19 protein-coding genes are annotated in these 17916 nt (G+C 60.7%); 8 read left to right on the top strand and 11 right to left on the bottom strand.

From position 1 onward, the window contains the following. Positions 1 to 3 precede the first annotated feature (3 nt). Positions 4 to 1182 (top strand): vWA domain-containing protein, encoded by a 1179-nt coding sequence (locus KJY40_RS08230; protein ID WP_007956512.1) that lies wholly within the window; start codon positions 4 to 6, stop codon positions 1180 to 1182. Positions 1183 to 1219: 37 nt separating this feature from the next. Here the strand turns inward: KJY40_RS08230 and KJY40_RS08225 are convergent, their stop codons facing one another. The 4 genes from KJY40_RS08225 to KJY40_RS08210 all read right to left on the bottom strand — a co-directional run bounded on the left by KJY40_RS08225 (position 1220) and on the right by KJY40_RS08210 (position 4932). Further along, entirely contained in the window at positions 1220 to 2134 is a 915-nt protein-coding gene (locus tag KJY40_RS08225) for a 5-oxoprolinase subunit C family protein (protein ID WP_230736059.1), read from the bottom strand. Beyond that, entirely contained in the window at positions 2131 to 2835 is a 705-nt protein-coding gene (locus KJY40_RS08220; protein ID WP_230736057.1) for a 5-oxoprolinase subunit B family protein, read from the bottom strand. The genes KJY40_RS08225 and KJY40_RS08220 overlap by 4 nt, the downstream gene beginning before the upstream one ends. After that, positions 2832 to 3584, bottom strand: a complete 753-nt coding sequence (locus KJY40_RS08215; protein WP_230736055.1) for a 5-oxoprolinase subunit PxpA — start codon at positions 3582 to 3584, stop codon at positions 2832 to 2834. The genes KJY40_RS08220 and KJY40_RS08215 overlap by 4 nt, the downstream gene beginning before the upstream one ends. 61 nt (positions 3585 to 3645) lie before the next feature. Continuing rightward, on the bottom strand, positions 3646 to 4932 hold the full coding sequence (locus KJY40_RS08210; protein WP_039772622.1) for an MFS transporter: 1287 nt from the start codon (positions 4930 to 4932) through the stop codon (positions 3646 to 3648). A gap of 146 nt (positions 4933 to 5078) precedes the next feature. Here KJY40_RS08210 and KJY40_RS08205 point away from each other — a divergent pair, with 146 nt between their 5' ends. Further along, positions 5079 to 5990 carry a LysR family transcriptional regulator gene (locus KJY40_RS08205; RefSeq protein WP_230736053.1) on the top strand — a complete coding sequence of 304 codons (912 nt, stop codon included), beginning with the start codon at positions 5079 to 5081 and terminating at the stop codon, positions 5988 to 5990. 39 nt (positions 5991 to 6029) lie between these two features. Here the strand turns inward: KJY40_RS08205 and KJY40_RS08200 are convergent, their stop codons facing one another. The 4 genes from KJY40_RS08200 to ltrA all read right to left on the bottom strand — a co-directional run bounded on the left by KJY40_RS08200 (position 6030) and on the right by ltrA (position 9672). Continuing rightward, the gene (locus KJY40_RS08200; RefSeq protein ID WP_007956487.1) at positions 6030 to 6572 is read right to left on the bottom strand and encodes a DUF2937 family protein; all 543 of its coding nucleotides are present in this window, start codon (positions 6570 to 6572) and stop codon (positions 6030 to 6032) included. 13 nt (positions 6573 to 6585) lie between these two features. Then, positions 6586 to 7362 carry a class II glutamine amidotransferase gene (locus KJY40_RS08195; protein ID WP_115076906.1) on the bottom strand — a complete coding sequence of 259 codons (777 nt, stop codon included), beginning with the start codon at positions 7360 to 7362 and terminating at the stop codon, positions 6586 to 6588. 16 nt (positions 7363 to 7378) lie between these two features. Then, positions 7379 to 7879 (bottom strand): hypothetical protein, encoded by a 501-nt coding sequence (locus KJY40_RS08190; protein ID WP_039772625.1) that lies wholly within the window; start codon positions 7877 to 7879, stop codon positions 7379 to 7381. A gap of 95 nt (positions 7880 to 7974) precedes the next feature. Continuing rightward, entirely contained in the window at positions 7975 to 9672 is a 1698-nt protein-coding gene (ltrA, locus tag KJY40_RS08185; protein ID WP_230736051.1) for a group II intron reverse transcriptase/maturase, read from the bottom strand. A gap of 1150 nt (positions 9673 to 10822) precedes the next feature. On the opposite strand from ltrA, the gene KJY40_RS08180 reads away from it, so the two are divergent. After that, positions 10823 to 12877, top strand: a complete 2055-nt coding sequence (locus KJY40_RS08180; RefSeq protein WP_230736049.1) for a S9 family peptidase — start codon at positions 10823 to 10825, stop codon at positions 12875 to 12877. Between the two features lie 108 nt (positions 12878 to 12985). Continuing rightward, positions 12986 to 13459, top strand: a complete 474-nt coding sequence (locus KJY40_RS08175) for a cyclic nucleotide-binding domain-containing protein (RefSeq protein WP_007956482.1) — start codon at positions 12986 to 12988, stop codon at positions 13457 to 13459. On the opposite strand, the gene KJY40_RS08170 is transcribed toward KJY40_RS08175, so the two are convergent. After that, a complete protein-coding gene (locus KJY40_RS08170; protein ID WP_230736047.1) occupies positions 13456 to 13740 on the bottom strand; it encodes a hypothetical protein in 285 nt (94 codons plus the stop codon). The two genes, KJY40_RS08175 and KJY40_RS08170, sit on opposite strands and share 4 nt — an antisense overlap. A gap of 78 nt (positions 13741 to 13818) precedes the next feature. Here KJY40_RS08170 and KJY40_RS08165 point away from each other — a divergent pair, with 78 nt between their 5' ends. The 4 genes from KJY40_RS08165 (at position 13819) to KJY40_RS08150 (ending at position 16078) form a co-directional block, all read left to right on the top strand. Continuing rightward, entirely contained in the window at positions 13819 to 14505 is a 687-nt protein-coding gene (locus KJY40_RS08165; RefSeq protein WP_085605596.1) for a spermine/spermidine synthase domain-containing protein, read from the top strand. Positions 14506 to 14554: 49 nt separating this feature from the next. After that, positions 14555 to 14926, top strand: a complete 372-nt coding sequence (locus KJY40_RS08160; protein WP_007944009.1) for a YajD family HNH nuclease — start codon at positions 14555 to 14557, stop codon at positions 14924 to 14926. Positions 14927 to 15148: 222 nt separating this feature from the next. Further along, positions 15149 to 15619, top strand: coding sequence for an RNA methyltransferase (locus KJY40_RS08155; protein ID WP_007958066.1), 471 nt, complete (start codon positions 15149 to 15151; stop codon positions 15617 to 15619). An 81-nt stretch (positions 15620 to 15700) separates the two neighbouring features. Next, positions 15701 to 16078, top strand: a complete 378-nt coding sequence (locus tag KJY40_RS08150) for a YgaP family membrane protein (RefSeq protein ID WP_007958064.1) — start codon at positions 15701 to 15703, stop codon at positions 16076 to 16078. Between the two features lie 57 nt (positions 16079 to 16135). Here KJY40_RS08150 and KJY40_RS08145 read toward each other — a convergent pair whose 3' ends face one another. Both KJY40_RS08145 and KJY40_RS08140 read right to left on the bottom strand, forming a co-directional pair. Further along, positions 16136 to 17365, bottom strand: coding sequence for a hypothetical protein (locus KJY40_RS08145; RefSeq protein ID WP_230736045.1), 1230 nt, complete (start codon positions 17363 to 17365; stop codon positions 16136 to 16138). A 20-nt stretch (positions 17366 to 17385) separates the two neighbouring features. Beyond that, positions 17386 to 17835: a YcgN family cysteine cluster protein gene (locus tag KJY40_RS08140; RefSeq protein ID WP_007958058.1), complete on the bottom strand. Its 450-nt coding sequence runs from the start codon at positions 17833 to 17835 to the stop codon at positions 17386 to 17388. Positions 17836 to 17916: the final 81 nt, after the last annotated feature.

The following is a 17916-nucleotide window of genomic DNA, read 5'->3' as shown; positions in this document are numbered from 1 at the left end:
GCCATGTTGCTCAACCTGTTCAATGAAATGCGCGCAGCCAAGGTGCCGGTGTCGGTGCGCGAGCTGCTCGACCTGATCAACGCGCTGAAACAGCGCGTGACCTTCGCCGACATGGACGAGTTCTACTACTTGTCGCGGGCGATTCTGGTGAAGGACGAACGGCATTTCGACAAGTTCGACCGCGCGTTCGGTGCCTACTTCAACGGCCTGGAAAAGCTCGACGATCATTTGCAGGCGCTGATCCCCGAAGACTGGCTGCGCAAGGAGTTCGAGCGCTCGCTGACTGACGAGGAACGCGCGCAGATCCAGTCCCTCGGCGGTCTGGACAAGCTGATCGAAGAGTTCAAGAAACGCCTGGAAGAACAGAAGGAACGCCACGCCGGCGGCAACAAATGGATCGGCACCGGCGGCACCAGCCCGTTCGGCTCCGGCGGTTTCAACCCGGAAGGCATCCGGGTCGGCGATGCCGGCAAGCGCCAAGGCAAAGCGGTCAAGGTCTGGGATCAGCGCGAGTACAAGAACCTCGACGACTCGGTCGAACTGGGCACCCGCAACATCAAGGTCGCCCTGCGCCGCCTGCGCAAATTCGCTCGCCAGGGCGCGGCGGAAGAGCTGGACATCGACGGCACCATCGACCACACCGCCAAGGACGCCGGCCTGCTGAACATCCAGATGCGCCCGGAACGACGCAACACGGTGAAGCTGTTGCTGCTGTTCGACATCGGCGGCTCGATGGACGCCCACGTGAAGATCTGCGAGGAACTGTTCTCGGCCTGCAAAACCGAGTTCAAGCATCTGGAGTACTTCTACTTCCACAACTTCATTTATGAATCGGTGTGGAAGAACAACATGCGCCGCACTTCCGAGCGCACGTCGACCCAGGACCTGCTGCACAAGTACGGTGCCGACTACAAAGTGATCTTCATCGGTGACGCCGCAATGGCGCCCTATGAAATCACCCAGGCTGGCGGCAGCGTCGAGCACTGGAACGAAGAGCCGGGTTACGTGTGGATGCAGCGCTTCATGGAGAAGTACAAGAAGCTCATCTGGATCAATCCGTACCCGAAAGACACCTGGGGCTACACCTCGTCGACCAATATCGTGCGGGATTTGATCGAGGATCAGATGTATCCGCTGACGTTGCGCGGGCTGGAAGAAGGGATGCGGTTTTTGTCCAAGTAACCCGCAATGGCTCCCCCGCCAGCGGCGGGGGAAACAATCAAAAGCGCTTCAGATATTCGACATGCTCCCGGTGTGCAACCTCTTGCACCACCGGGCGCAATCTGACCTTCGCCCCCGGCAGACACTGTGCCAACCGGGCCAGCGCCAACGGCGTCAACGCTCCCAATCGCGGATAACCGCCAATCGTCTGCCGATCATTGAGCAACACGATTGGCTGTCCGTCCGGCGGCACCTGCACCGCGCCCAGCGGGATGCCCTCGGAAATCATCGGTTTACCCTGATACTGCAACGCCGTGCCCAACAGACGAATACCCATGCGATCGGCGCGACTGTCCAATGTCCAGGCACTGTTGAATGCATCGAACAGGCTCTGGCCGCTGAACTGACCGATCTGCGCGCCGAGCACCAGATCGAGCGGCGCGTCGAGGCGCAGGTCCGGTCGATGCTCCGCCGGGACCTCACGCATCAACAGGGTTTCGCCCTGATAACTCAGCGAAGCGCCCTTGGCCAATGGCAAGCCAAAACCATCAAGACCACCGAGTTCCTCGCGTACCACCGTGGCGCTGCTGCCCAGCACTTTCGGCGCACTGAAACCGCCGGGCGCTGCCAGATAGGCCCGCGCCCCGAGCAACGGCTGGGTGAACGTCAAGGCCTGCCCTTTGCGCAGTTTGAAACTGCGCCACGGCGCCAGCGCTTCACCGTCGATCTGCGCGCCAAGATCAGCACCCGCCAATGCCAGCAAGCAATCTTCTTCAGCCACCACCGTGAACCCGCCGAGGGTGATTTCGATCACCGGCAAGTCCAGGCCATTACCCAGCAGCCAGTTAGCCCAGGCCATCGACCGCCAGTCCGCCGCACCGCCCTGGGTCACGCCCAGATGGCGTACGCCAAACCGCCCGGCGTCCTGCAACAGGCACAGCGGCGTGCTCGCTTCAATCGTCAGTCGGCTCATGCCAGGGCCTCCAGAGGCGTGTCGTCACCGCCGAGGCGGATGAATTCGGCATGGCTCACCGCTTCGAAACGCACGGTATCGCCGGGCTGCATCAGGCTGTAGCCATCGCGTTCACGGTCGAACAGTTTTGCCGGCGTGCGGCCGATCAGGTTCCAGCCACCAGGAGACACCACCGGATACGCCGCTGTCTGCCGCTCGGCGATGCCGACGCTGCCGGCGGCGACTTTCTTGCGTGGGGTATTCAGACGCGGTGCGGCGAGAACTTCTTCCACCAAACCCATGAAGGCAAACCCCGGTGCGAATCCGAGCGCGAACACCTGATATTCCCGAGCGCTGTGGCGGCGGATCACCTCTTCCACCGCCAAACCGCTGCGTTGTGACAGCAGACTCAGTTCCGGGCCGACACTCAAGTCGTACCACACCGGCAGCACGTGACACTGGCCACCGGTTCGCGCATTCGGCGACAGGTCGATCAGCGCTTCGGCGATCAATTCCCGAGCCTGATTCGGGCTCAATGCCGTCAGGTCGTAATGCACCATCAACGTGGTGTACGACGGCACCAGATCGATCAGATAGTCGCCGAACACCGTGCGCAGCCGCTCGCTGGCGGCGAGCATCCACGGCATGTTGGCTTCGGCGATTTCATCGAACAGGCGCAGCATCAGGCAATCCAGCGCCACCACTTCCACCCGCGGATTCATGGCGCGCTCTGCTCGTTCAGGGCCTGACGAATGCGCTGCACGGCTGCCACCGAACTGGCGTTGTCACCGTGCACGCACAAAGTGTTGGCTTGCAGGTGCAGCGCGCTACCGTCGCTGGCGGTGAGGTTGTCGCCACGGGCGATGGTCAGCGCTTGCCCGATGATGGTTTCGCAATCGTGGTGCACCGCGCCGGGCAGTTGTCGCGAGACCAGTCGGCCGGCGCTGTCGTAGGCGCGGTCGGCGAAGGCTTCGAACCACAGGGTCACGCCGTATTCGTCACCGAGTTGCTGGGCTGCCGTGTTATCGCGGGTGGCCATCAGCATCAGCGGCAAACTGCGGTCGTAAGCCGCGACAGCCTGAATCACCGCCCGCAACTGCGCCGGGTTGGCCATCATGTCGTTGTACATCGCGCCGTGGGGTTTGACGTAACTGACTTTGCCACCCTGGGCACGGCAAATGCCGTCGAGGGCGCCGATCTGGTAATGCAGGATGTCTTGCAGTTCCTGGGCGGTGTAAGCCATGGAACGTCGGCCGAACCCCACCAGATCCTGATAGGCCGGATGCGCGCCGATCTGCACGCCGTGGCTCAGGGCCAGGCTGACGGTCTTGCGCATGATGCTCGAGTCGCCGGCGTGAAAACCGCAGGCAATGTTGGCGCAATCGATGAAGGGCATGACTTCCGCGTCCAGACCCATGGTCCAGCTGCCGAAGCTCTCGCCGATGTCACAGTTCAATAGCAGGCGGTTCACGGTGAACACTCCTGTAGCTGTTATCTTTTTATGCTGTAGGACAGTTGTCGCAGGTTATCAGTTACTGCGCGTCCAGTTGCTTGCCACGGGTTTCCGGCAGGCTCAACGCCGCGAGGATCACCACGCCGTAGGACACCGCCGCGAAGGCACCGATGCCGACACTCAGCGGCACTTTCTGGCTGAGCAGGCCGATCAGCAGCGGGAACAACGCCGCCAGCGCCCGGCCGATGTTGTAGCAGAAGCCCTGCCCCGAGCCACGAATCCGCGTTGGAAACAACTCAGTGAGAAACGCGCCCATGCCACTGAAAATCCCCGAGGCGAAAAAGCCCAGCGGGAAACCCAGCCACAGCATCACGCCGTTGCTGACCGGCAATTGGGTGTAGAGCAGAACGATGGTGAACGAGCCGACCGCGAACAGGATGAAGTTCTTCTTGCGGCCCAACAGGTCGGTCAAATAGGCGCTGATCACATAACCGACGTAGGAACCGATGATCACCATCGCCAGATAACCGCCGGTGCCGAGTACGCTCAAGCCGCGTTCGTTCTTCAGAAAAGTCGGCAGCCAGGACGTGATCGCGTAGTAACCGCCGAGGGCGCCAGTGGTCAGCAACGAGGCGCGAATCGTGGTGAAGAGCATGCCGGGGGCGAAGATCTCGTAGAACTTCGACGGGCTTTCCGGGGTTTGTCTGGCCTTGGCTTCGCGGTAGATCTCCGGATCTTTCACCAGACGGCGGACGAAAATCACGAACACTGCCGGCACGATGCCGAGGATGAACAGTGCGCGCCAGGCGTCTTCCGGTGGCAGCACCGAGAACAGCAGCGCATAGAGAATCGCCGTCAGGCCCCAACCCAAGGCCCAGCCGGATTGCACCATGCCCACCGCTTTGCCGCGATCCTTGGCGCGGATCACTTCACCGATCAGCACCGCGCCGGCGGTCCATTCACCGCCGAAACCGAAGCCCATCAGGGTGCGGGCGATCAGCAGCTGTTCGTAGTTCTGAGCGAAGCCGCAGAGGAACGTGAAGAAGGCAAACCACAGCACCGTCAGTTGCAGGGTGCGCACGCGGCCGATGCGGTCGGAGAGAATCCCCGCCACCCAACCGCCGATGGCCGAGGCGATCAGGGTGCTGGTGTGAATCAGGCCGGCTTCGCCGGTGGTGATGCCCCACATCGCGATCAGGGTCGGCACCACGAAGCTGAGCATCTGGGTGTCCATGCCGTCCAGACCGTAGCCGATCTTGCAGCTCCAGAAGGTGCGGCGCTCCTGCTGATTGATGTTGCGATACCAGTCGAACGGGCCGGGACGGGCCGCAGTCTTGGGGAGGTCGAGGGTGTCGGGCGCACTCATGGCATGTCTCCGCAGGCTTTTATTGGTCTTGTTCGAAGCTCCGACGACGCCTATCGTGGGAACCGGATGCGTCGATTCTTGGGTGCGTCACCCGGTCGCGTCCAACGAATAAAAACCCGCCCAAGACATAAGAAAAATTTGTTGCCATGAACCTGAAGTTTCTCGAAACCTTCGTCTGGGTCGCCCGGCTGAAAAGTTTTCGCCTGACCGCCGACAAGCTGTTCACCACCCAGGCCTCGATCTCCAGCCGGATCGCGGTGCTCGAAGGCGAGCTCGGGGTGAAGCTGTTCCTGCGTGATTCACGCGGCGTCAGCCTGACGCCCGAAGGATTGAAAGTGCTGGACTATGCCGAGCAGATGCTCGACACGATGCAGGCGCTGAAACAGTCGATCGAGACCCGTTCGAGCAAGGTCGGCCGGGTGCGCATCGGGGTGATGGACACGGTGATTCACACCTGGCTCAGCCCGTTGGTGGCGCAGATGACCGACCTGTACCCACGGGTGGAAATCGAGCTGGTGGCGGATACCTCGCTGAACCTCTGCGATCAGCTGCAAAAAGGCTTTCTCGATCTGATCCTGCAAACCGACCTGGTGCGCCAGGAAAGCGTGCGCAGCCTGGAGCTGGCCAGCCACCCCATCGGCTGGATCGTCGCCAGCAATTCGATCTACAACCGCGACTACCAAAGCCTCGCCGACCTGGCGCAGGAGCGGATCATCACCTACTCGAAAAACTCCCGGCCGCATCAGGACATTCTGGCGCTGATGCAGGCCCAGGGCGTGCTGGCGCCACGCTTGAACTGTGTGAATTCGGTGTCGGCGATCACCCGCTTGCTGCGTGACGGCTTCGGTATCGGCGCATTGCCGCCGGTGCTGGTGGCCGAAGAATTGGCGCGGGGTGAACTGACCCTGCTCGACATCGAACAACGCCCGCCGAACCTGCAGGTGGTGGTGTCGTGGCGGGTTGGCGTGGAATGGGTCGAAGAAATTGTGACGCTGTGTCAGCAAGTGCTGGAGGGATACGCGCGCAAGGTGGGCAGGGATTACATCGTTCTAAGTTGATCGTTCCCAAACGCTGCGTGGGAACGATCCTCATAAGGCTCAGAGCCCGCGCACATCCCGGTCTTCGATTGGCCGGCTCTGGCGCAGGCGCTTGCCACCCAGCACCACCCAGTCGATCAGACGGAACAGGCATTCAAGACCGAACGACAGCAGCAGCGCGCCGCTCATGCCCCAGATCATCGCTTCCGGCGTCAGCAGGATCTGGTAGCTGTAGCCGTTCCAGGTTTCCTTGCGGATGTCCGGGTCGGCGGCCAGCACCACTTGCAGGAAGCGGATGTACCAAGGGCCCTGCATCGCCTGGAATTGCTTGTCCAGCGCCAGCTGACGGTTGAGCAAGGTGCTCAGGCTGTCGGCATCGCTGCGAAACACCGGGTCTTCGCTGGCACGGTAATGGGCGACCAGCGCCTGGATATCACCCTTGAAGAACTGCTCGGCGGTACCCTGGAAGCCGCGCAGACCGGTCTGCGCCTCGATCAGGTGCGCTTCGACCCGCTTGGCGTAATCGTTGATGAAGCCCGGCACCTGGACACCGATCAACAGGCCCGCCGCAAACAACACCAGCCGTAGATAACTGAGCAACATGGGGGTGCAATCCTTATTCGGTCGTGCCCTGGCTGACGCATTCGCCGCGTCGCCACAGGCTCCATTGGCCCGGTTCGTAGCGGGTCCAGGTTTCGTTTTCAGTCAAAGGTTCGGTGGCAATCACCGTGACCACGTCGTTGGGCGTGGTTTCGGCCTGGAAGTCGACGATCACATCGACGTCCTTGAGCCGCGCCGGGCCAAACGGTGCCCGTCGGGTGATCTGCGCCAGTTTGGTCGAGCAATAGCAGAACAGCCAGTCGCCGTCGCTGAGCAGGCAGTTGAACACGCCTTTGCTGCGATATTCGGCACACGCGGCAACCAGATCCGGCAGCAGCACTTCTATATCGACCGGTTCCGGAAACGCTGCACGTACGCGGTTGAGCAAATCGCAGAACGCCGCTTCGCTGTCGGTATCGCCGACCGGGCGGTAGAAACTCTTGATCGGGGTGAAATCGGCGAGCTGGCCGTTGTGCGCGAAGCACCAGTTGCGCCCCCACAGTTCGCGGACGAACGGGTGGGTGTTGGACAGACAGACCTTGCCGACGTTGGCCTGGCGGATATGACCGATGACCACTTCGCTCTTGATCGGATAGCGCTGCACCAGATTGGCCACTTCCGACTCGCTGCTGGCCGCCGGGTCCTGGAACAGGCGCAAGCCGCGCCCTTCGTAGAAACCGATCCCCCAGCCGTCGCGGTGCGGACCGGTGCGACCACCACGCTGCATCAGCCCGGTGAAGCTGAACACAATGTCGGTCGGCACGTTGGCACTCATGCCCAGTAATTCACACATGTGCGGACTCTCGTGATTACAGACGCGGCTCGACCCGCATGCGCTGCGGATTGCTCGGCACCGGCGGGCGACCGTAGCGGTCATCGCCGGCGCCGCCGAACGGTTGATCGGCGTCCCGCTCGTCATCGGCCCGGGCCGCTGCGCGGGCGGCTTCAGCCTGCTCTCGGCGGGCCTTGGAGGCGCGTTCGATCGGCAGGCGGATCAGCACGAAAATCAGGTACAGGCCGAACGCGATCATGGCGTACATGAGCAGTTCGGAAATCGCGCGCCAGGCGTTGTTGCCGACCTTGAAAGCCAGATCCAGTGCGGTGATGGCGATGGCCGGGGCGAATTTTTCCTTCACCGGGTCAATGATGGTCGGGCTGAACAGCAACACCGCCATCAATACACGCAGCGGCTCGCGCAGCCAGCGCCACATCCAGCGGGTCATGCGCATCCACACCAGCAGGCAGCCCACGGCGGCAAAGGCGTAAAGGCCCCAGGCGATCAGATAGTCGTTCTCGGTCATGGTGTCCATGGCAAGGCAGGCAAGTCGGGTAGAGACACACCATTACTGGTCTGCCTCCCCCTAAGAACCGTACGTGCGCCTTTCAACGCATACGGCTCAAGTCTTTAGAAAGCCCCGGTTGGAGCCGGCTTGTTTACTGTCAATCCACGGCTGTGTAGCTGCTGATGACAAACTGGATGCAATAGTACTCGGTTATCCAAGGTGTCTCCACCGCCTTGGGAGCGGTGGATTACATGATGGTCGTGCCACCCGCTTTCCTTGGTAATAGGCTGCTTGCACAGCGGACATAGACCTTTTTGGCTTTGAAAGAGACTTACGATCTGTTTCCGATACTTCAGTTTTTTAAGCATTCGCACCATTCGCAATTTCTCTCCCATTTCCTCCATGGAGGGATCGAAGGGGTTGTATTCCCCGCTCACCTTTCTATGCCGCTCGATCGCAGTGCTCGCTATTGAGTACAGGGGAGCTATTGCTTTGGTCCCGTCCGTCCTCATCGCCATGGTGGCGAACACCCAACTTCTGCCTTCATGGGGTTGGAAATAACCTCTCCTGACCCATTCCAACGATTTATTAGGATGTCGCCTTTTCGCCCAACGCCAAAGAGCATGGAAAACAGAGTTATCCATTCTGCTAAACGCCTTCTTGGCAACCACTGGCTGGTGGTACATCGCCCAGCCACGCAGTATCGGATTCAGCCGTTGGATCAGATCCTCTTGCTTTGCCGTTTTGTTGGTACTGATGACGTCCTTCACCTTGCGATAGAACGCTTTCACGTTTTTCTTGCTTGGCTTGATCAGGAGCTTTCCTTCGTACTTGCGGAAATTCCATCCCAGAAAGTCAAAGCCTTCGTCTATGTGAACCACGCGGGTTTTCTCGAGTGACAGCTGCAATCCTCGCACAGCGAGGAATTGCTCCACCCAAGGTCTGATTTCGCTTTCCAGCATCTCTTTCGAGTTTCCGGTAATCACAAAGTCATCCGCATAGCGCACCACATTGATTTTCAGCTTCTTGGCCTTCGTCACGCCCAAGTGTTGCTTGAGCTGTGACTCCAATCCATCCAGCACCATATTTGCCAAAGTCGGCGAGATGATCCCGCCTTGTGGCGTACCGGCATCCGTTGCCTGAAGCTGGCCTTTATGAATCACTCCAGCCTTCAACCATTTCCGGAGGATCGTTTTGTCCGTAGGGACATTGGCGATCAGCCAGTCATGGTTGATATGGTCAAAGCAGCCTTTGATGTCTGCCTCCAGTACCCATTCGGCCGAGACCTTCTTGGATAAGCAGATGAACAGCTGTCCCATTGCGTCTGCGGTAGAGCGCTCGATCCTGAAGCCGTAGCTGTTCGGATCTCCGGTGGTTTCTGCAATGGGCGCCAGAGCTAGCAGGTATAGAGCCTGCATGGCCCTGTCAGTCATGGTCGGAATGCCTAGTGGGCGCTCCTTCCCGTTTGACTTCGGAATGAACACACGCCTTAAAGGCCGTGGTTTGTATCCGTGGCGCTTCAACCCGTTTGCCGCTTTCCATTTGGCATCGGGTGTATCCCAGAGCACTCGGTCGACTCCCGCCGTGCGCTTGCCCTGGTTTTCAGTGACTCGCCGAACAGCCAAATATCTAGCCGAACGAGAGCGGGTCAGCATTCGTTGCAGGGAGTTAACCCTGCGCCAATTGCCTCCCCGACAAGCCTTCGCAATCCGTAACTGCATCGCCCGGACATTCCGCTGAACACGCCACCAATCGATGTCATGCCATTGTTGCGGAGCGCCGGAAGGCGCAGACACGGCCGTAGGGCTGTGTACTTTCATGCTGCCTTCCTCTCAAGTTGCCTGAGCTGAAGACGTACGCATCCCCTGACGGGAATGGACGTCCCGTCAGGGGTGAATTAATGGGAAACCTCAACCGCAGGTTTCTGAAATTATTGAGACAGACTCAGTCAGAGTTCATGCGACGAAAGACCACGCAGAAGTCTGCCCGGTTTCCCGTGAGGTGATGTTTCAACCTCTATCCGATCCATTACAGATCGGCTTTCGCTTTCTCTGCGATCCCATACCCGCACAGCCAACAGATCCCCTTGCGGTTCACCTGCCCGAAGGCAGCTATACGGGTTTACCACGTTCCCTGCCTGTCACACGATTGGTTTAGGGCCTGCCTTTTCGCCGGTGATCCTGATGACGACGTACCTCCAGCCTCTACAGAGATATCCGATCACTTTGCCTTTTGGCTCAAGCCTGACAGCTGTTTTGGCTTGTTTATAATTACGACGTTTATCAGCAGTTCACATATGTTGCCCATGCCAACCAGCCTGGCGCCTCAACCCGGTTCAGCTCCGAGCATCTCTACAACCCCTCACGGTGGCTGCAGACCTTTTCAGGGGCTACGTTGTTAGAAAAGCTTCACACCTCATCGTCGCCAATGACGCATGTTTTCCTAGGCTATCGTTGGTCGCACAACGAGTCCGCTGCTACCTTGCGAGCAAGCTAGATGGACAATGACAGACAGAGCTTTCGCTCGAGTCTTCAGATGAGTAAGCAAGCACTGAACGAATCAGCAGGCTCAGAAAAGCGTTTCCTCCTGTTTCAGAAGCAGGAGAAAACCCTTGCGGGGATTCTTTCCCGCTGGGGTGAGGTTCTGTAAGAACCGATGATTTAGTGTGCATTCAGGAAAGAAAAAGATCTTTCCTCCAGTCAATAATTTGAATGCTGATGGACTGTGGGCCTGCCCCGCCGCAACGGTAAGTCCTTGAAGGCAGTGGACTTCTTTGATGGATTTTTATTCCGGAGATTGGGTACTCCAGCCTTGGCTGTAATCAAACAGCCCTTCAAGATGACCATCCACCTCGAAGTCTTGAAGACACGCTACGCGTGTCGCACAGAGGCGCTTATAGTAACGACTTTTCGCACGCCAGGCTTCCCCGCCGTCCGTGCGGCCCTTATTTGTCATGTCCGAGAGCTTTCCATGCCCGTATCCGCCAACGTCATCAGCGCCCCGATTGCCCACAAGGCCGCCGGTCACGACCCGTACGCCTGGCTGCAGGAACGCGACACCGACGCGGTGCTCGACTACCTCAAGGCTGAAAACGACTACCAGCAGGCACAGACCGCCGATCAGGCAGAGCTGCGCGAAACCCTGTTCGAAGAGATCAAGGGCCGGATCCTCGAAACCGATCTGTCCCTCCCCTCGCCATGGGGTCCGTACCTGTATTACACCCGCACCACAGCGGGTGACGAATACGCCCGTCACTACCGCTGCCCGCGCCCGGCCGACGACAGCCTGACCCTCGACGAAAGCCGCGAACAATTGCTGCTCGACCCGAACGCCCTAGCCAACGGCGGCTTTTTCTCCCTCGGCGCGTTCAGCATCAGCCCGGATCACCAACGCCTAGCCTACAGCGTCGATGCCTCGGGCGACGAGATTTACACGCTGTTCGTGAAGGAACTGTCCAGCGAACGTGTCAGCGAACTGGAATTCCAGGACTGCGACGGCAGCATGACCTGGGCCAATGACAGCCTGACGCTGTTCTTCGGCGTGCTCGACGACACCCATCGCCCGCACAAGCTGTTCCGTTATCGCTTGGACGGCACAGCTGCCGAAGAGGTGTTCCATGAGCCGGACGGCCGCTTCTTCCTGCATTGCTACCGCGCCAGCTCCGAGCAGCAATTGCTGTTGTCGCTGGGCAGCAAGACCACCAGCGAAGTCTGGGCGCTGGACGCCAATCAGCCGCACCAGCCGTTCACTTGCCTGGCGCCACGGGTCGAGGATCACGAATACGACGTCGATCACGGCAAACTCGACGGCGAATGGACCTGGTTCATCCGCACCAACCGCGACGGCATCAACTTCGCCCTGTATCAGGCGCCGGACACGGGCATCGCACCGAGCGAAGCCGACTGGCAGAACCTGATCCCGCACAGTGATTCAGTGATGCTCGATGGCGTGACCCTCAACGCCGAAGCCCTGACCCTGAGCCTGCGTGAAGGTGGGCTGCCGATCATCGAAGTTCGCCCACACGGTCTGGCGCCTTATCGCGTGCAATTGCCGGACGCGGCCTACAGCCTCTACGTGCAAAACAGCCTGGAATTCGAAAGCGACCGCATTCGCCTGCGCTATGAAGCGCTGAATCGTCCGGCCCAGGTTCGGCAATTGATCCTCGCCACCGGCGAACAGACTGTCCTCAAGGAAACCCCGGTGCTCGGCCCGTTCGACGCCGACGCCTACGTCAGCCAGCGCCTGTGGGCGACTGCGCCGGACGGCACTCAGGTGCCGATCAGCCTGGTGATGAAACGGGAAATGGTCGGCAAAGCGGTGCCGCTGTACCTGTACGGTTACGGCGCCTACGGTTCGAGCCTCGATCCGTGGTTCTCCCACGCCCGCCTGAGCCTGCTGGATCGCGGCATGGCATTCGCCATCGCCCACGTTCGCGGCGGTGGTGAACTGGGCGAAGCCTGGTACCGCGCCGGCAAGCAGGAGCACAAGCACAACACCTTCAGTGACTTTATTGCCTGCGCCGAATTCCTGATCCTCAACGGCATCACCACCGCGCCACAACTGGCGATCAGCGGCGGCAGCGCAGGTGGTTTGCTGATCGGTGCGGTGCTCAACCAGCGTCCGGATCTGTTTGGCGTGGCGATTGCCGAAGTGCCGTTCGTCGACGTGCTCAACACCATGCTTGATCCGGATCTGCCGCTGACCGTCACCGAATACGACGAGTGGGGCAATCCCGAAGAGCCGGAGGTCTACGAGCGGATCAAGGCCTACGCGCCGTACGAAAACGTCACTGCGCAGGCGTATCCCGCAACACTGGTAATCGCCGGCTACAACGACAGCCGCGTGCAGTATTGGGAAGCGGCCAAGTGGGTGGCCAAACTGCGCGCGACCAAGACCGACGACAATCCATTGCTGCTCAAAACCGAACTGGGTGCCGGCCACGGCGGGATGAGCGGGCGTTATCAGGGATTACGTGACGTAGCGCTCGAATATGCATTTGTTTTCAAGGTTCTGGGCATTGCCTGAGGAACTCCGCCGGTCAGTCAGGTCTTAATTCCGGGCACCGGGAGCCGATAAGCAGATCGGCCCCCGGTGGCGAGCTTGCCACCCGACACAACAAAAAGACCGCACGACATGTCAGAACCCACTCTACTGAACAACGAAATCCGCGACTGGCTGATGGACTGCGGCCTGTTCGATCAATTGCAGCTGGCGGATTTTGCCGCTGCCTCGGGCTACTTCAGCATCAGCACCGTGGCTGAAGGCGAAGCGATCTTTCGCGAAGGCGATGCCGGCAGCTTCATGTGCATCATCCACACCGGCCAGGTGGCCGTGCAGAAAACCGGCGGCGACGGCCAGGTCGTGACCATGGCCACCCTGCGCAGCGGCCGGGCGTTCGGTGAAATGGCCGTGCTCGACGGTGAACGCCGTTCGGCGACTTGTGTGGCGGCGAGCAACTGTCAGTTGCTCAACCTCGGCAAGGATTCGCTGGAAAAAATGCTTAACGATGCGCCGAAGATCGCCGCCAAGATCATCCGCGCCCTCGCCGTCTCCCTCTCCAAACGCTTGCGCATGGCCGACGGACAACTCGCCGCCCAGCAGATCTAGCCTCCCGGGGATTTGGGTTTGCTGTCGCTCTGTTCCAGGCCCGGCAATGGCTGATCCTTGGTCGGCGGGCTGGGCATTTCGATCGGCACCAGCGGTGGGCCGCCACTGCCGGGACCGGCCTTGGGAATCGGCACCGGACTGATCTGCGGATACGGGGTTGGCGTCGCCGTGCCGGGCGAACCCGGTTGCGGTGTCGGGCTGACGGGAATCGTCTGTTGCGCCTGTACGGCAGTTATCGAGAGCGCGGCCAGGGTAATGACCGTTAGAATGGTGCGCTTCATCAAGGGCTCCGTTGGCCTGAAATCTGTCCTCAGGCTACTCCCAACGGGCCCGCTTGCCTTCCCCCTGTAGAGATTTCCATGAAACGTTTCGTTCTGCTCGACACCACGCCGATCCCTGACAACGGTGGCGCCCTGTGCCTGTTCGAGTATGGCGAGGATTTCGTCATCAAGATCCAGGGCGGCGACGGCGGCCAATTGATGAACACCCGCATGCACGGTTCCGAAGACGCGCTGGCCGAGATCCCGTGCCGCAAGGTCGCCGGCCGGCCGGATTCGCGGGTGCTGATCGGCGGTCTGGGCATGGGCTTCACCCTCGCCTCCGCGCTCAAGCATCTGGGCAAGAGCGCCGAAGTGGTGGTCGCCGAACTGGTGCCCGGCGTGGTCGAGTGGAACCGTGGCCCGCTCGGTGAAAAGTCCGGGCGCCCGCTGCTCGATCCGCGCACGGTGATCCGTCAGGAAGACGTGGCCAAGGTGCTGCAAAGCGAGCCGAACGGTTTCGACGCAATCATGCTCGACGTCGACAACGGCCCCGAAGGCCTGACCCAAAAGGCCAACAGCTGGCTGTATTCCGCCGCAGGCCTGGCCGCGTGCGCCAAGGCGATGCGGCCCAAAGGCGTGCTGGCGGTGTGGTCGGCCAGCGCCGACCGGCAGTTTTCCGACAAATTGAAGAAGGCCGGTTTCAAGGCCGAGGAAGTCCAGGTCTTCGCCCACGGCAACAAGGGCACGCGCCACACGATCTGGATTGCCGAGAAGCTCAAGGGCTGAGCTAAACTTGCCTCATAACCGTCATTAGTCTTTCTACAAAGGTGAACCCATGAGTTCGTCCACCCCGACCAACACTTCGAAGCTGGATCGTATCCTCGCCGACAACCAGCGCGACAAGGAAATGGGCTACCGCGACAAGGCCCTGAAGATGTACCCGCACGTGTGCGGCCGCTGCGCCCGTGAGTTTTCCGGCAAGCGCCTGAGCGAACTGACCGTGCACCACCGCGACCACAACCACGACAACAACCCGCAGGACGGTTCCAACTGGGAACTGCTGTGCCTGTACTGCCACGACAACGAACACTCGCGCTACACCGACCAGCAGTATTTCGGCGAGGGCTCGCTGAGCACGCCGAAAATCGCCAAGGCCACGCACAATCCGTTTGCGGCGCTGGCCGGCCTGATGAAAAAAGAAGACTGAAGTTCTTCATTGGCCACACCGGCCTCTTCGTCGGATCGCCGCCCGGACCAAGCCCGCTCCCACAGGTTTCTCTGGTGTACTCAGAATTTGTGAACAACCGAGATCACTGTGGGAGCGGGCTTGCCCGCGAAGAGGCCGGGACAGACACCGCAAGTCCTGAATCTGCCCGCCCTCCCCCAATCCCCGTATAATCGCCCTCTTTTTCCCGAAGGCACCCCGCTCGTGGCAGACAAACGGTACAGCTGCATTGGTTTGTATAACCCCAAATCACCGGAAAACGTCGGTTCGGTGATGCGCGCCGCAGGCTGCTATGGCGTGTCGACCGTGTTCTACACCGGCAAGCGCTATGAGCGCGCCGCCGATTTCGTCACCGACACCAAGCGCGTGCACTACGACATCCCGCTGATCGGCATAGACGACCTGAAAAAGATCCTGCCGCTCAATTGCGTCCCGGTCGCCGTGGAACTGGTCGACGGTGCCCGCCCGCTGCCGGAATACACTCACCCGGATCGCGCGCTGTACATCTTCGGCCCGGAAGACGGCTCGCTCGATCAAGAGATCCGCGACTGGTGCGAAGACGTCGTGTACATCCCGACCACCGGTTGCATGAACCTCGCCGCCACGGTCAACGTCGTGCTCTACGACCGCATGGCCAAAGGCCTGAACACCCGCTCCGGGCCGAAATTCCGCTGAAACGCCGCACATCCGATGGAACGAGCTGACCGCCTGCGCAGTCAGCTTGTTTATCGATTACTCATTGCCTGGAGAAAGATCATGACCGAGCTCAAACGCGTCGAGCGTATCGAATCCACCCCGTTCCAGAGCCGTTCCGAGCAGAACGTCGAAGGCTGGGAGCGCATCGGCTCGCTGGCCGGCGGCGTGATCATGGTCGGCAAGGGCCTGCGCCGTGGCGGCGTATTCGGGCTGATTCAGGTGGCGATTGGCGGCGTGGCCATGGCCCGCGGCATCACCGGCCACAGCTCGGTGAAAAGCCTGCTGGAGAAAAGCCGTCAGGACATGAACAACGTACGGGCGAAGATCGAGCGCGCCGGTGAGGAGCTGAGCAAGCTCAAGGCCAATGCCGAAGCGGCGACCAAGACCGCCACCGTGACCGGCAATGACTCGGTGAAATCGCCGAAAGCCGGGGTTTGATTCTCGATTTGCCTTGAGGCTGATGGCCTCATCGCTGGCAAGCCAGCGATGGCGGTATTACTGCAGTAACCCGGTATCAAGGACTTTGGACGACTCGCCGAGAATGCTTTCGGCGAGTTGCTCGAACGCTTTGGTGTCCACCGTCCCCAGGTGCATCGCCCCGCGCAGCACGTCATCCAGCGAGCGCTTGTTGCGGGTCTTCAGGCGAATCTCGCCATCCAGCTCCTGTAACAACAGCACCGCTTTCGACTGCTGCGCCGGGCTGATCTGCTCGCCGCGCAGGGTCGTGACCTTCTGGCTGTCCTTGGCCAGTTTCGCCTGCAACGCCTGATAACGCTCGTCGCTCATGCCCCCGGCACGGCGCACCAGTTCGATCGCGTAATACTCGGCGAAACCCTCGCTGACCCAGTCGCTGCGCTGCTCGTCGTTGATCCGCCCGAACACCTGCGCCAACTCGCGCACCAGGGCGCTGCTGCCGCTTTCGCTGACCAGCGGCAACCGCGTGTTGAGGTAGATCGACTCCCGCGCCGCCAGGCTGCCGCGCCACATCGGGTCGTTGGCGCCAACGATCAGCAACTTGGTCGGGTGACGCGGGAACACCGCTTGCACCTGCGGCCAGACGAACGTCAGCAGCGTCAGCACGTCCATCCGGCGCATGCCCTGCCCTTGCGGCGAGGCCACGGTGACTTCGGTTTCACCCAGTCGGGTGCGGCGGCTGCCGAGGTGGCCGGCGAGCATCCAGCCGGTCGGGCGGTCGAACAGGCGTGACGGATTGTCGATGCGGAATCTGTTCTTGCCGATGCGCGGCCAGGCGGTTTCGACGCTTTTCCAGCCGTCGGGCAATTCGAAGTGCAGGCGCGCGACCAGTTCGATACCGTCTTGCTGATCGAGCCTGGCTGGCGGCACCAGTTCATCGCCGCGCATCAGCGCCCAGGTCGGAGTCATGCGCGTGTCGAAGCTGCCGTTCTTGCGGCCGTGGCTGATGCGCACGCGGTAGGTCAGGCTGGCCTTGTCCGCCGTCGGGCGCCAGACCCCGCGCGCCGGTTTGCCCGGCGTCAGTTGCCATTGGCCGTCAGCCTTGAAGTCGCTGTAGTGGCTGCCGTCGCCAAGATCGAAATCCAGGCTGCGCACCGCTTCGCCCTTGGCAAGGATCAGGCGCACTTCGGCCTGATCGCTCTGCGGCAGCAGGCGTACCTGATAATCCAGATCGACTTTCTTCGCCGCCCACACCGGCGCGCTCAGCGCCAGCAACGTGACGATCAGCGCCCGGCGCAATCCCGTCGCCATACCTGCTCCTTGGTCAATCGTTAACCTGCGCGGAAAATCAGGTGATCTTCCCAGTCGTCTTCCGGCACGCTGCCTTCGGCGAGCATGCGCCCGGACTGGGAAATCCGTTCGTGGTGCACCGCGTCGCGATCACCGCAGACCAGGTGATGCCACAGCGGCAGATCCTTGCCTTCGCTGACCAACCGATAACCGCAGGTCGGCGGCAGCCATTTGAATTCTTCGGCCTGGCCCGGGGTGAGCTGGATGCAGTCCGGGACAAATTTCATGCGGTTCGGGTAATCGCTGCACTGGCAGGTTTTCAGGTCCAGCAGTTTGCAGGCGATACGCGTGTAATAGACGCTGTTGTCTTCTTCATCCTCGAGCTTCTGCAGGCAGCACAGGCCGCAACCGTCGCACAGCGATTCCCATTCCTCGTGATCGAGTTGATCGAGGGTTTTGCGTATCCAGAACGGTTCGACTTTGGCGGCCATGGCTCAAGCATCAACATCAGGTGGTGAAAAGGCCGCCAGTCTAGTGCCCAAGGCCCCGTGATCCAAGCGCTGGCGACTGCC

Source organism: Pseudomonas fitomaticsae (assembly GCF_021018765.1).
Taxonomy (GTDB): Bacteria; Pseudomonadota; Gammaproteobacteria; order Pseudomonadales; family Pseudomonadaceae; genus Aquipseudomonas; species Aquipseudomonas fitomaticsae.
This window is presented reverse-complemented; position numbering and strand designations above follow the sequence as displayed.

Coding starts and splice junctions, on each gene's coding strand:
- KJY40_RS08230 (WP_007956512.1), top strand. CDS start 4: ATGTTGCTCAACCTGTTCAATGAAATGCGCGCAGCCAAGGTGCCGGTG.
- KJY40_RS08225 (WP_230736059.1), bottom strand. CDS start 2,134: ATGAGCCGACTGACGATTGAAGCGAGCACGCCGCTGTGCCTGTTGCAG.
- KJY40_RS08220 (WP_230736057.1), bottom strand. CDS start 2,835: ATGAATCCGCGGGTGGAAGTGGTGGCGCTGGATTGCCTGATGCTGCGC.
- KJY40_RS08210 (WP_039772622.1), bottom strand. CDS start 4,932: ATGAGTGCGCCCGACACCCTCGACCTCCCCAAGACTGCGGCCCGTCCC.
- KJY40_RS08205 (WP_230736053.1), top strand. CDS start 5,079: ATGAACCTGAAGTTTCTCGAAACCTTCGTCTGGGTCGCCCGGCTGAAA.
- KJY40_RS08200 (WP_007956487.1), bottom strand. CDS start 6,572: ATGTTGCTCAGTTATCTACGGCTGGTGTTGTTTGCGGCGGGCCTGTTG.
- KJY40_RS08195 (WP_115076906.1), bottom strand. CDS start 7,362: ATGTGTGAATTACTGGGCATGAGTGCCAACGTGCCGACCGACATTGTG.
- KJY40_RS08190 (WP_039772625.1), bottom strand. CDS start 7,879: ATGGACACCATGACCGAGAACGACTATCTGATCGCCTGGGGCCTTTAC.
- ltrA (WP_230736051.1), bottom strand. CDS start 9,672: ATGAAAGTACACAGCCCTACGGCCGTGTCTGCGCCTTCCGGCGCTCCG.
- KJY40_RS08180 (WP_230736049.1), top strand. CDS start 10,823: ATGCCCGTATCCGCCAACGTCATCAGCGCCCCGATTGCCCACAAGGCC.
- KJY40_RS08175 (WP_007956482.1), top strand. CDS start 12,986: ATGTCAGAACCCACTCTACTGAACAACGAAATCCGCGACTGGCTGATG.
- KJY40_RS08170 (WP_230736047.1), bottom strand. CDS start 13,740: ATGAAGCGCACCATTCTAACGGTCATTACCCTGGCCGCGCTCTCGATA.
- KJY40_RS08165 (WP_085605596.1), top strand. CDS start 13,819: ATGAAACGTTTCGTTCTGCTCGACACCACGCCGATCCCTGACAACGGT.
- KJY40_RS08160 (WP_007944009.1), top strand. CDS start 14,555: ATGAGTTCGTCCACCCCGACCAACACTTCGAAGCTGGATCGTATCCTC.
- KJY40_RS08150 (WP_007958064.1), top strand. CDS start 15,701: ATGACCGAGCTCAAACGCGTCGAGCGTATCGAATCCACCCCGTTCCAG.
- KJY40_RS08145 (WP_230736045.1), bottom strand. CDS start 17,365: ATGGCGACGGGATTGCGCCGGGCGCTGATCGTCACGTTGCTGGCGCTG.
- KJY40_RS08140 (WP_007958058.1), bottom strand. CDS start 17,835: ATGGCCGCCAAAGTCGAACCGTTCTGGATACGCAAAACCCTCGATCAA.